The sequence below is a fragment of the Sporosarcina contaminans genome, from assembly GCF_042679045.1.
In the GTDB taxonomy this organism is placed as follows: domain Bacteria; phylum Bacillota; class Bacilli; order Bacillales_A; family Planococcaceae; genus Sporosarcina; species Sporosarcina contaminans.
The window spans coordinates 1-13,200 of record NZ_JBHTLT010000020.1; the positions used below are offsets into that span (position 1 = coordinate 1).

Below are 13,200 nucleotides of genomic sequence, written 5' to 3' on the forward strand. Positions count from 1 at the left end.
GTGCGCCTGGAACGGAAAGCGACGGTTGTCAGGGGTTCCCCATTTATTCTCCAACCAGAAAGGGACTATCACAGAAAATCAGTTTTCACTGACTTTCTGGACAGCTCCTCTTTTTAATGTTTTGAAGCATCGTAATGAAGCTAAGGTATAAAACTCATAGCTCTCGATCAAGAAAAGCAACTGTCTCAAACATATTCGTCTTGCTTGCTCCTTTAATAAGGATTGTATCGTTTTTTTGAATGATCTTCAGTAATAATGCATGCAGTTTATCGCGGTCGGTAAAATGGAACACGTCACTTGGATGCATACCTTCTTTAATCGCTTGATTTCCAATTTCTTCTGTTCGGAAACCATACGTAATTAACAAATCGACCTTTTGCTTTGCTACATACGATCCGACTTTTTGATATTCTTGTTCCCGCAAGTCTCCTAATTCCCTCATTTGTCCGATAATCGCAATCTTCCTATGAGTAGATAGATTCATAAGTACGTCAATCGCTGCCTTCACACCCTCTGGATGGGAATGCACGGTATCATCGATCAGCTTAATATGATCTTTGCATTCATAAATGGTCAGTCTTCTTGGAGGCTTTTTGAATAACAATCCAGTTTTAATTTCAATAGGAGAAAATCCTAAATGATCGGCTATGGCTATTGCGGACAATGCATTATAAACGTGGTGCTCACCAAAAATTGGGATGAACATTTCGATTTCCTCGTGCTGTAAAGTCATTTTGAAGCTCATGCCACTGTCTGTATACGTAACATCTCTCGCCATATAGTCCGCTTCGTTTTGGATACCGACCGTTATGATTTTGCCTTTAAATTTGTCCGTCTCTAAAAACTTTGAATTGGCATTGTCATTATTTAGGCATAGAACCCCGTTTTGATCCATCCCGTGTATCAACTCTGATTTCGCCTTCGCGACTCCACGAGGATCACCACCGAAATTTCCGACATGTGCCAAGCCGACATTTGTTACAATGCTTATATTTGGCTGGATAATGCGGCAATGTTCGGTAATGACTCCTTTATACGCCATTCCATATTCCAAAACGACAGCTTGATGTGATGAATTAATTTCTGCAGCATGTTTTTTCGTATGCTCTGTCGTATTCCAATAATCCTTTGACTCAAACACTTTCCATTTTTTCGAAAGGATCGATGCTAAAAAAGCTTTCGTTGTTGTTTTCCCTGCACTTCCTGTTATTGCGATGACGGGGATTTCCCTATGATGCTTGGCGCGTTTTCGTTTCACTTCATCAATTTTAGCTTTGATGGCATGTTGGTTTTTGGCAATATACTTTGCGTAGAGAATTGTGTTTTTCACAACATCCAACTCTAAATAAAAAGCTGGGGGGCAGCCCGGACGCCAATTCACTTCGTATATCCATAATTTACGTTCTTCATCCATCCCAACGTCAACGCCTATTTCATCGATCGTCTCCCCGAACTTTTCCATTTGCAATTCATCTAAGTGGTTTGCTAACGACAACGAAAAGAACTCTAATTTCTTTCGAATATTAAATGCTTCCTCCCCGAATTCCTGCTCCAAAAACGGGTCTAAATAATTCGTGTATCCTCCGCTGTTAATATTGGCAATGATTGATCCTTTCGGTGCTACACGTGGATAAATGGTTGTGATTACCCAATTGCCTGTACCATTTTTTTGAACGTGCAAGCGGAAATCGAACACTTGGCCAGAATTTGTTACCGATCGAATGTATGGCTGAACGATAAATGTTTCATTCGATAATTTTTGTTTAATAAAGCCATTCATCTGGTTTTTTGTATACGTCCGATTTAATCCTTCCGCTTTTACAATGAACTTTCCATTTTCCTGGACTATGAAGTAGATGCCTTTTCCTTTTCTGCCGTCGATTGGTTTGAATACGACTTTATCAAATGCAGAAATAAACTTGAAAAAATGTTCCGGATTTTTTACTGATTCAGTTGGAATTAAATAATGGCTAAATTCTCCGGCTTCCTTCAACCGGCGATTCACGCTCCATTTATTTCCAATTGAATGGGTAGTGAATGGGATTTCCTGCTTCAGTTTATCTATAGTTTCCTTTGATTTCGATAGTTTCTCAGGACTACCAGCATTATAAATTACATCTGGAAAAGGCAGGATTTTCGATTTCCAAGCACCTTTCTCATACACTTGTCCGCGAATGGTCCGGTTCACAAAATTCACATCGCCCGGGGAAAAATAATAAAATACGCAGCCTTCAGCAACAGCTACAGCAGCAAAAGCGTATGCTTTAATGACTGTTACTGGATCTTTCCGGTGATGCAACATGCCGATAACTGTCATCATGTATCTCCTTCTCTCTTTTTCCAACTCCTTATAATACATTCAAAAAGCTTGGCAAGTGATAAGGACAACTGTTTATCAATAGGCATGAATGTAAAAACGTTATGATTTTGACTCAACAATCGGCAATGGTCGGATTAGAAGTTCAGGTGATAGCGGGGTGATAGCACAAAAGCAGCAAATATTAACAATAATGCAATGATCGGTCTTACGTAGCGCGAATAGATCGTTCATATGTAAAGTTTGCTGCCCTATCATATCAATTGGCTTTAGAAGCCGTAAACGAGCACAACAATTACTTATCAATTCTTCCAATCGGAAGTACGGTGTCGAACCGCGATTCAAAATGGCGGCAAAGGGAGTATGCTCGCCTGCTGTTTGCAGCATGAAAGGAATTGTGTCCAGCTTTTTTAATGCACATACAAATTGAAATGTACTGTGCAGCTTCGATAAAGTCTCTTGTTCTTCCAATAAAGTGTGCAGTTCCTCACATAGACAGCAATTTTTCATCTTCCCCTTCCACCTTTCAAATAGGATCAATATAAAACTTAATCAAAGCAACAGCCCGATCAGCATTTTCCTTCGCTTCCTCCGCCGTTTTTCCTTCTGCCATGACGTAGCCGTAACGCTGTCCCATAGAAACGGCAGGCAATAAAATTGTTCCAACTGCCGGCTTCACATGGACATCAATTACAGATGGACATTTTTTTGCTTCTTCTACGCCTTCCACTTTCAATAATTCTCCACAATGTTGGACTGTAATAAATGTCGTATGAACCGGCCGAACCCATTTCCACAATACATCCGGTTCATTTCCTAAATATAAGGAGATTGTCTCTTTTACTAAATGAATACCGAATGCGGATTCAATCATTTTATTCATCGCCCCGCCTGCAATTCGAGGATTCATCTCAATTAATTTCCATTGTCCAGAGCAAAAACGCAGTTCCATGTGGCATGCGCCGTTTGTTAAACCGATGTCCTCTACGATCGAGTGAACGGTCTGTCGTAGTTCTTTATAGAAAGATGGATCCATTTCAATAAGGACATCATATGCAGTCACAATAAATGATACATTTCTCTCAATTTCTTGTTTAATGACCGACACGATAATCGGATTCCTTCGTATAACGATCAATTCAACGACATATTGTTCACCTTCAACGTAGTCTTCAAGAATGAGTGGCTGCTTCGGAAATTTTTGTAACATTTTTCGCCATACTTCCACTATTTCAGCTTTATTTTCAATAAAACGAACTCCTTTTGATCCATTTGATAAGGTACTCTTCATTACTTTTGGAAAACGGTCGTTAACAAAAGACTCAAAATCACGAACCTCATTTAATTGTACAAAATCGATTGTAGCTCGATTCCCTCTTAATTTTTCTCGAACGAACAACTTATTTTCCATACAGCGCAAAGCTTGAGTTGAAATGGAACTATTGCAATATTCATTTGACAGCTCAGCTGCAAGAGAAACGTATGGATCTACAAAACTTATTATCGCTCTAATATGGTAACCAGAACTTAGGAGCTCGCTTATTTCTTTTTTAATTGAAGCTTCATCTATCTCTTCCATAAAAATGACTCGATGAATGAATGAAAGCAAATTATTATTATGAAATAAATAGTTGCGTTTTGTAATTGCAATCGATTGTAGCCCCATTTCATAGGCAGCTTTGAACGCTTCACTTGCCGACCCATATTGCGGGGTCTCTATGAATAGAATTGCGTCCACAATTTCACATCCGCTCTATTACCGATCCTTATTTTATTCATATGCTTTAAACGCCTAATTGCATAGGCAATCGGAGGAGCTGCAATATAAAAACACGAAGCCTCTTCACGCTTCGTGTTTTTGTATTAGGTTGAACCGTTTTAACTGGTCAATCAACCCTTCATTAAATAAGATATCGTGCTCATATTTACCAAATAAATCAAAATGAGGATAATCTGGACGCATATCGATCCATTCAGGCTTCAAACCATACTGCTTTCCCCATTCAACTAATTTTGCAAGATCAGCACAGCCCGCTTTCGTAACTGTTCTGCATTCAGGAAATCGTTCATCCAACCAATAATGGGTTAGAAAAGCGACCTCTCCCGAGCGAACAGCCTTTTGCCAAGCACGTAATTCAGTCCGGTCAATGCCGAATGCCATCAGTCCTGCACCCTTCTTATTTCCATATATTTTGCATCCCATATCGGATCGATTTTTTTCAAAGACACTGGACGGAAGCTGTCTTTCTTAACAAGTACATGTTCCGATGTCGCAGTTGCTGCAACTGTTCCATCTTCATGCAATATTTCATAGCCGTAAACAGTGCGCAATTTGCCGTGTGTTTCTATCCATGTACGCACCTTTGCAGTTTGGCCATAAGTCATTGCGGCTTTATATTGGATTGACAAGTCAATGACAGGTGACAAATAGCCTTCAGCTTCCAATCCGGCATATGTAAAACCTAAATCTTTAATTAAACTCGTCCTACCAATTTCCATCCATATTAAGTAATTCGCATGGTAGACGACACCCATTTGATCTGTTTCCGCGTAGCGAATTTCCACTTCTTTTTCACTAACAAACACTGTAATCACCTCTACGTTCCATTATACAAAATAGATCGGTACATTGCTGTTCATGCAACTTGTAACGAAAAGAAAACAACTATTTGTTGTTCGTTCGTATCAATCATGAAGTGAGTTCTAGCATTTTGTTCCTATTTCACTTTTTGTTAAATAATATTTCACACTAACTTCACAAAATAAAAATACCATAATTTGTTTAAAAATCCATGGGTTACATGTACTTCAAATATATAAAAGTAATTTAAGAACCTTTTGTGACAACGGTTCATAACTATTGTTTTCAAAATCAGAAAGGAATATTATATGTTGCACGAGGGAATTTATTTACTTTAAATGTCATTTAAATATCGGGTTATATTATTTCAAAATAATTTAAAGTGATAGATTTACTTCATCCTATATGAAAGAGGGGGTAACCCGTGAAGGCGAAATGGTTATTGGTTTCACTTTTCTTAACGCTTTCTTTACTTTTATCTGGTTGTGAAAATTCGTTGCTCATTTTTGATCCGAAAGGGCCACAAGCGAAAACATTGTCAGATACAATTCTTTTTTCCATCATTACGATGGCCGGAATCCTTTTTGTCGTGTATGTATTGTATACTTTCATGCTCGTTAAATATCGAGCCTCCAAAACTGGTGATGACTATGAACCGCCACATGAAGAAGGTAGTAAATGGCTAGAAATTACGTGGACAGCTATCCCAATCATCATTGTCATTATCTTATCGGTCGTTACTGTTCGATCCACAATGGATGTAGAAAGTGTGCCAGAGGCTTATGCAAATGAAGATCCGCTCGTAATCTATGCATCTTCTTCAAACTTTAAATGGCATTTCAGCTATCCTGAAGAAGGCATTGAAACGGTTAACTATGTAAATATGCCAGTAGACCGGCCGATTGAATTCCGGCTCTATTCCTATGGACCAATTACAAGTTTCTGGATTCCTCAATTGGCTGGCCAAAAATATGCGATGAGCGATATGGTGAACACAATCCATTTGGCAGCTGATACGACAGGATCCTTTGTTGGCAAAAACTCGAACTTCAGCGGTAAAGACTTTGCACATATGGAATTTGAAGCGCAAGTAATGACTGCAAAAGATTATGATGAATGGGTTCAAGATGTAAAAGATACTGCTCCTGCTCTAACTGAAGAAGAGTTCGATCAACTACTCGAACCAAGTGTGTTAGGACGTAAAACGTATTCTTCTACACACTTGACATTCAGACCAGCACCTGAAGGCGAAAATGCTGGCCATCATCACGGAAGTCACAAAGAAATGACAGATGAATCTTCTTCCCACAACATGCATGAAGAAGAGCATAAATAACCCATTACTCGAAAGGAGACAACATCTATGAAATGGGATGAATTTTTCGTCACGGGCGAGCCGATGATCTATGCGGCTATGGTTATGATTGTTGTCGTTTCTGTCGCCATCGTTGCTGGTCTTACCTATTTTAAAAAATGGGGCTATTTATGGCGTGAATGGTTAACGACAGTAGACCATAAAAAAATCGGTGTTATGTATATAATTGCAGCACTTCTAATGTTGTTCCGTGGAGGAGCAGATGCCCTCTTAATGCGTGCACAAACAGCTGTGCCTGAAAATGGACTGCTTGATGGACAACATTACAATGAAATCTTTACGACGCACGGAATTATTATGATTTTATTCATGGCAATGCCTTTCATCATCGGATTGATGAACGTTGTCATTCCACTTCAAATTGGAGCGCGCGATGTCGCATTCCCTCGTTTGAATGCAGTGAGCTTCTGGCTCTTCTTTTTCGGAGCGATGCTGCTCAATTTGTCCTTCGTTATCGGCGGTTCGCCTGATGCTGGATGGACAGCTTACTTCCCACTCGCAAGTACGGATTTCAGCCCAACAGTTGGGAATAACTACTATTCTCTGGCGCTTCAAATTGCAGGGATCGGTACGTTAATGACGGGGATCAACTTCCTTGTGACGATCCTAAAAATGCGTGCTCCAGGGATGACGCTAATGAAAATGCCGATGTTTACGTGGTCCATTTTGATCACAAGCATCATCATCATTTTTGCGTTCCCTGTTTTGACAGTTGCGCTTGCATTGATGATGTTGGACCGTCAATTTGGTACGCAGTTCTTCGCGATGCAAAATGGCGGGATGGATATGCTTTGGGCAAACTTGTTCTGGGTATGGGGCCATCCGGAAGTGTATATCGTTATTTTGCCAGCATTCGGTATTTACAGTGAAATTATTGCGACCTTCGCACGTAAAAACTTGTACGGTTACAAATCGATGGTCATCAGTATGGTTGCCATTTCCATGCTGTCATTCCTTGTATGGGTCCATCATTTCTATACAATGGGCCATGGGGTCATGGTCAACAGCGTTTTCTCGATAACGACAATGGCAATTGCGGTGCCGACCGGTGTGAAGATATTCAACTGGCTCTTCACGTTGCGGCGAGGTAAAATCAGCTTCTCTACCCCAATGCTATACGCATTAGCGTTTATTCCGATCTTTACAATTGGCGGAGTTACCGGGGTTATGTTGGCGATGGCAAGTGCCGACTACCAGTACCACAACACGATGTTCTTAGTCGCTCACTTCCATTATGTATTGATTCCAGGAACGGTGTTTGCGGTTATCGCGGGCTATCATTACTGGTTCCCGAAAGTGTTCGGTTTTAGATTGAATGAAAAATTAGGGAAATGGGCGTTCTGGTTCATTGCCATTTCATTCAACGTAACGTTCTTCCCGCTCTTCATTCTTGGATTGAACGGCATGACGCGCAGAATGTACACATATTCTGCAAGCACTGGATACGGTCCACTCAACATGCTCTCTATGGTTGGCGCGGTCGGACTCACTATCGGGTTTATTTTATTAGTTTACAATATTTACTGGAGCACTCGCTATGCACCACGCGATACGACAGGCGATCCGTGGGATGGACGTTCACTTGAGTGGAGTACACCAAGCCCTGTTCCGGAATATAACTTTGCGAAAACACCTGTCGTAAACAAATTAGATGCTTTTTGGTGGTCTAAAAAGGAAAATACGTCATTGACGGAAGGCGATTACGAGCCGATTCATATGCCGAATAACAACGGTCAACCGTTTATTATGGGCGTTGCATTTTTCTTGTTTGGATTCTTCATGGTATTTAGCTGGTGGGTTCCTGCTATTATTGCAGGTGCTGCCATTCTCTGTACAATGGCCTATCGCACTTTTGAGCAGGATCATGGTCACCACATTTCTGTCGAAGAAATCGAACGGACCGAAAAAGCATTGCGAGGTGAACAATCATGAAAGTAGATCATTCTATGCCACTTGAATATAGTACCGAGGAAAACCGTCTGAAGGTATTAGGCTTCTGGATTTTCTTAGGAGCGGAGATCGTTTTGTTTTCCACATTATTCGCCGTCTATTTCACTCTGGTGAATCGGACGGGAAATGGTCCCGCTGGCAGCCATATTTTTGAATTGACGCCAGTGATGATTGAGACGGTTGTACTACTTACGAGCAGTTTCACGATTGGTCTCGGCATCCATGCAATGCGGATCGGTTCAAAAAAAGCGATGATATCCTTTTTCGGTATTACCCTTCTCTTAGGAGCAGTTTTTTTAGGAGTAGAAATTACAGAATTTGTGACGTACGTTCATGAAGGAGCAACAATGCAGACGAGTGCATTCCTTTCAAGCCTCTTTACATTATTAGGTACACACGGAGCCCATGTCACTTTCGGTTTGCTTTGGGGCGGCGCGATTTTGTATCAGGTGAAAAAACGCGGGTTTACTCCTGAAACAGCAAATAAATCATTCATCTTTTCCTTGTACTGGCACTTCTTGGACGTTGTCTGGATTTTCATTTTCAGCTTCGTCTACTTGAAAGGAATGATGTGATATGAAACAGTTATTTCCCGTCCCGCATGTGATCGGATTCGTTTCATCCCTCCTCCTTTCACTTATTGCATTAGTCGTAGTAAAATTCAATTTGACCTTTGCAGCCGGTATGACGATTTTAGGAATCACAGCTTTATTCCAAGCAGGCTTGCAGCTCTTCCTTTTCATGCATGTCGGAGAAAATGAAGATAAACGATCTTTGCTCACAAATATCGCTTATGCACTATTCGTAGGGCTTGTCACCATTTTTGGTACATTGTTCGCGATGTTGTGGGGATATAATATGATTTGATTGCAAAAGGTACCTAGCCGAATCGGTAGGTACCTTTTCAATTTTTCTTCTGAAAGTAGAGAACGTATTAAAATAACTATTCTCTCAATCATTTATCGGTTTGTTATGTCCTTTTTCTATACTTATTTCATGATAATAATTCTTCTTGGATTGATCCAATACGAATAAATTCATGATAACTCCCAAAGCCAAAAAAGCAAAGGAGCCTATTAAATAGATGAACCGAATTCCATACAGCTCAGACAATACTCCAATTGCAGCTGTAAACACTATAATCAGTAATGCTTCCAATACTCCAAGGACACTTGAAAATCTACCCATTATATTTACAGGTACATTATTTTGATAGAAAGTGAAAAAGCCTGTATTTGCAAATGATAGAGCAAATGTCAATATGAAAAAACCTAACGACGCTGTAATAAAACTATGCGAAAATGCAAAAATCAAATAACCAATTGGTGTAAAGAGTGCTCCGAATCCTATAAGAATATTTGTTTTGCAGCGGTTAGCGAAAAAAGCATTTGTGATAGAGCCTATTATAATTCCGATACCGGCAACGCTGACAAGAAACCCATAAGCACTTTCAGATAGAGAGAGCACTTTTGTTGCAAATGAGGCTTCCAAAGAATCTAACCCAGTCATAAATACTGTCATTCCGCTAAATAGGACATAAATCAATGTAATATACGAGTTTGATTTGCTAAAACTAAGAATGTCTTTCCAATCATTTTTGATTAGCCTCAAGCTTACTTTTTCTTTCTTAATCGTATCTTCCTTTAATTCTAAATTCGGAAGCAAATAGATAATGATGGCTGATATACATAATGCTATGGCGTTTAATTGTATGGCTAAATTAGGAGTACCGATAATAAATAACAAACCCGCAATGGAAGGACCGATGATAAATCCGCTTGAATGAATGAAATTTCTAAGTGCGTTAAATCTTTGTCTATTTGTCTTCGGGATGAGCATTGTCATATAAACCATTGACGTAGGTTGGAATATCGAATTCGCAATGTTAATAATAAAAACCCATAAATACATTAAAATAAGTGAATCCATAATGGATAGCAAAATGATAAAGGTTGCTCTGAATAAGTCTAAGAAAATTATTACATTCCTTTTATTTAACCTGTCGATGAAGCTTCCAGACCAAAAATTTGTACATAAAGTAGCGATTGGTATTAAAATATATAGGACGGAAACAGCAAATGGTGAACCCGTCTTCTCTAAAACGATCAGATTAAGCGCGATCAAATAAATCCAAGCCCCTAAATTTGATACTCCAATCCCTAACAGAAGCAATAAGGGGTTTTTCCATTTTAAAAGCATCACGATCACTCCTAAATTCTTTTTTTGGAAACACAAAAAAGGAATCTCACCCCAAGTCAATAGACTTGAGGACGAGACTCCCTAAATTTAGAAGTTCGCGGTGCCACCTCAGTTTGTTCTTGTGTCACCACAAAAACCTTTTCAAGTATGTCTACAAAAACTGTAGATTTATACTCTATCTCATTAACGGGAGAAACCGGCACATCATCAATCTTGTAAAGGCAATATCCCATGTGCAGCTCCGAGGCTTGTTTCTATGTGCTTCTACATCCTCCTTCGCAGCTTACGGAGTTCTCTGTTATGCTTAAGCACATATACTTTTCTCATCATCGCTATTTGATTAAATCGTATATTACCACAGTTCGGTGAAAATAAAAATAGAGAGAATTAATAACCTAACAATGTTCAACCTTCAACGAACTACAGGATTACTATTTTTCAATCCGGCTAAAATCGTTACGATAATGCTGCAAATACTGACAATCATACCTATAATACCAACGACAATTACCCAAACATCAGGAATAAAAAAGCCGACAGGAACAAGTCCTAAAAACAAAATTACTGCAAAGCCTTGATAAATAGCAGAAATGATTTTTACGACCATATGATTAAAAAATGAAAAAATGAATGGGGGTATAAACAACATAATTACCATTCCGATGGATAGCATCAATATAAATGGCTCGTCAAAACTAACCGTATTAGGTCCTGTTGGATTTTTAGCGCCTAAAAGTAACGCAATAATCGCTAAAACCATAGTCAAAAATACGAAAGAAAATCTGATCCGCATGATTAAACCTCCCTTTATTGATCAGTATTTTTATTGTAGTCGGAATATAATATATCATCCATTTCACTCCTAACAGAATGAGCGGAAGTTGTAAAATGTATTAAGCCTTTAGCCTTAGCGAGATGAAGCTGGTAACTTGCAGCAGAAGACGAATGGCGGTAATGCTTTTTCTTACTTCCATATCCCGAAGAAAATTCGAAAAAAAAAGAGCTGCTTTTGCTGCTCTTCTTGTAAGTGGTGTAATTTCTGATAGTTAAACTCTTTCCAATTATTGATCATTAATGACTAACATATTTGAATTATCAAATTCCCAGTTTTCCCAATAAGCTACTTCCCAATAATAACCATCAAGGTCTGTAAAATGACCTCCATAGCCACCCAATCATTTTCCGTAGGTTCTTTTTGAAGAATAGCTCCTGCTTTTTTTGCTCTTTTTAAAATCTTATCAACTTCCTCCGCTGTCTTTGCATTATAAGATAGTGTTATTTCCGGGAAACCATTCGTAACAGCAGGTGGATTTTCCTCGTTTACATCTTTCGATAGTTCCTCTATTGGATACAAGGCAATTCTTGTTCGTTCATTTCTGAAAAAATAATGTATGGATTTGTTTCTGTCCCTCTAATGGAAGTATCAAATCTAAGCTCTTTAAAAAATTAATGAGATTTGACAATATCTTTGTACCTAATGTCATAAGATTTAATCTGTTTATCCATATTCTCCTAAAATATTATTTCTCAATCGATCTACTCTTTTTATCTGTTCTTTCCTTTACGTGCCAACAGAGGATCGTTAGAAAATGAATAAGCAAGTCTTAGGAAAGTTAATGTACAAATAAATCATAGTTGTGTAATAAACAATCTGTTTTTACTTCGCTTATTTTCCAATTTAAGTATTCAGTTCTTAATTGTATAATCATATGTTTCTTTACGAAACGTCTCTTGTTCAAGCGATTAATACGAACAAAATTGCCAATTGTCTACTCCTTTATACAGGCTAAATTTAGCTTTCATAATAATCACTTCGTCCATGCCTTGCCGATTTTCGATTTACAAATTCATTACATCTAACTCTTTTTCTAAAAACTCTTGAAACCACTCAGCACATTGAAATGTAGTTTCCCAATAAGGGTCACCGTCTTCTAAAGCCCAACACGCATATAATGTCGACATACCGACAGCTGCTTTCAATAAACGCTTACAATCCAATTGTAATAATTCGCAAATTTGATTAACTCGCTGGTGCAAAACTGACTTTGGGTCTTGCTTTTCCATAAGATGATTAATCAAATATGAAATTAAGTCAAAATACGGATCCCCTCCGACTCCCTTCGGATCAATTGCAAGCCATCCACGGCTTTCGGAATACAGTATATTCTCATGGTGCAGGTCGCCGTGCAATAAACGATAACCATCAGAAGTGTCCATCAATTCCTTAATGTATTTCGTCGCTGTATAAACAAATTCATTCGGTATTTTTCCCTCCGACTCTTTGTAATTGTCGATATATCGAGTGAGTGCAGTTGCCCATTCCGTTATCATCGGTATATTGTCATCTATAGGCAAATCTCTACGTAGTTTCATCCACACTGCTGTAAATATTGTTGTTGCCTGTTCGTCGTCGGTTACTTCCGAAAGCATCGTACCCGGATCTATTTTTTCAAGCAGTATCGCCCCATTTTCTTCATCCCATTTCACAATATTTGCGCAGCCAATTCCGTTATAAAGTTGCACAGTTTTCATTTCGTTGCGGCAATCAAAATTAGGAACACCTAACTTCAATATATAAGACACTTGTTGAGCATCTGTTACATTCAATACGTAATTATAAGAAAGATTCGATACAGGAGCTTTTATTGTTAAACCCCAATTGTCGGCAACATGATTTACTCTCTCATTTAACGTTAATAGCCACTTCTCCCCGTCTTTCCCAAAGCAGCTGCATATTTTCTGTTGAAATTCTTTTGGTATGTCCATATTGATTAGCTC

13 protein-coding genes and 1 other annotated feature are annotated in these 13,200 nt (G+C 38.8%); of the genes, 4 read left to right on the forward strand and 9 right to left on the reverse strand.

Annotation, left to right across the window (positions count from 1 at the left end; translation table 11 throughout):
• Positions 1-154 precede the first annotated feature (154 nt).
• The 5 genes from ACFQ38_RS04025 to ACFQ38_RS04045 form a co-directional block, all read right to left on the reverse strand.
• The gene (locus tag ACFQ38_RS04025; protein ID WP_336823954.1) at positions 155-2,317 is read right to left on the reverse strand and encodes a YheC/YheD family protein; all 2,163 of its coding nucleotides are present in this window, start codon (positions 2,315-2,317) and stop codon (positions 155-157) included.
• Positions 2,318-2,419: 102 nt separating this feature from the next.
• The gene (locus ACFQ38_RS04030; RefSeq protein WP_336823953.1) at positions 2,420-2,827 is read right to left on the reverse strand and encodes a CotY/CotZ family spore coat protein; all 408 of its coding nucleotides are present in this window, start codon (positions 2,825-2,827) and stop codon (positions 2,420-2,422) included.
• Positions 2,828-2,843: 16 nt separating this feature from the next.
• A complete protein-coding gene (locus ACFQ38_RS04035) occupies positions 2,844-4,055 on the reverse strand; it encodes an ATP-grasp domain-containing protein (RefSeq protein WP_381479844.1) in 1,212 nt (403 codons plus the stop codon).
• 105 nt (positions 4,056-4,160) lie between these two features.
• Positions 4,161-4,478, reverse strand: a complete 318-nt coding sequence (locus ACFQ38_RS04040; RefSeq protein WP_336823951.1) for a hypothetical protein — start codon at positions 4,476-4,478, stop codon at positions 4,161-4,163.
• Positions 4,478-4,903: an acyl-CoA thioesterase gene (locus ACFQ38_RS04045; RefSeq protein WP_336823950.1), complete on the reverse strand. Its 426-nt coding sequence runs from the start codon at positions 4,901-4,903 to the stop codon at positions 4,478-4,480. Before ACFQ38_RS04045 ends, ACFQ38_RS04040 begins: the two co-directional genes overlap by 1 nt.
• A 419-nt stretch (positions 4,904-5,322) precedes the next feature.
• On the opposite strand from ACFQ38_RS04045, the gene qoxA reads away from it, so the two are divergent.
• The 4 genes from qoxA to qoxD are packed head-to-tail and all read left to right on the forward strand — an operon-like array spanning position 5,323 to position 9,090.
• Positions 5,323-6,234, forward strand: coding sequence for a cytochrome aa3 quinol oxidase subunit II (gene qoxA, locus ACFQ38_RS04050; protein ID WP_336823949.1), 912 nt, complete (start codon positions 5,323-5,325; stop codon positions 6,232-6,234).
• 27 nt (positions 6,235-6,261) lie between these two features.
• Positions 6,262-8,205: a cytochrome aa3 quinol oxidase subunit I gene (gene qoxB, locus ACFQ38_RS04055; RefSeq protein WP_381479845.1), complete on the forward strand. Its 1,944-nt coding sequence runs from the start codon at positions 6,262-6,264 to the stop codon at positions 8,203-8,205.
• The gene (gene qoxC, locus ACFQ38_RS04060) at positions 8,202-8,798 is read left to right on the forward strand and encodes a cytochrome aa3 quinol oxidase subunit III (RefSeq protein ID WP_336823947.1); all 597 of its coding nucleotides are present in this window, start codon (positions 8,202-8,204) and stop codon (positions 8,796-8,798) included. The genes qoxB and qoxC overlap by 4 nt, the downstream gene beginning before the upstream one ends.
• 1 nt (position 8,799) lies before the next feature.
• On the forward strand, positions 8,800-9,090 hold the full coding sequence (gene qoxD, locus ACFQ38_RS04065; RefSeq protein ID WP_336823946.1) for a cytochrome aa3 quinol oxidase subunit IV: 291 nt from the start codon (positions 8,800-8,802) through the stop codon (positions 9,088-9,090).
• Between the two features lie 84 nt (positions 9,091-9,174).
• On the opposite strand, the gene ACFQ38_RS04070 is transcribed toward qoxD, so the two are convergent.
• From ACFQ38_RS04070 to ACFQ38_RS04085, 4 genes are all read right to left on the reverse strand, one after another.
• Positions 9,175-10,422 carry an MFS transporter gene (locus ACFQ38_RS04070; protein WP_381479848.1) on the reverse strand — a complete coding sequence of 416 codons (1,248 nt, stop codon included), beginning with the start codon at positions 10,420-10,422 and terminating at the stop codon, positions 9,175-9,177.
• 64 nt (positions 10,423-10,486) lie between these two features.
• Positions 10,487-10,761: a binding site (T-box leader), on the reverse strand.
• Between the two features lie 73 nt (positions 10,762-10,834).
• On the reverse strand, positions 10,835-11,215 hold the full coding sequence (locus ACFQ38_RS04075; RefSeq protein ID WP_336823944.1) for a hypothetical protein: 381 nt from the start codon (positions 11,213-11,215) through the stop codon (positions 10,835-10,837).
• Between the two features lie 327 nt (positions 11,216-11,542).
• Positions 11,543-11,776, reverse strand: coding sequence for a VOC family protein (locus ACFQ38_RS04080; protein WP_336823943.1), 234 nt, complete (start codon positions 11,774-11,776; stop codon positions 11,543-11,545).
• A gap of 485 nt (positions 11,777-12,261) precedes the next feature.
• Positions 12,262-13,188 carry an aminoglycoside phosphotransferase family protein gene (locus ACFQ38_RS04085; protein ID WP_381479850.1) on the reverse strand — a complete coding sequence of 309 codons (927 nt, stop codon included), beginning with the start codon at positions 13,186-13,188 and terminating at the stop codon, positions 12,262-12,264.
• Positions 13,189-13,200: the final 12 nt, after the last annotated feature.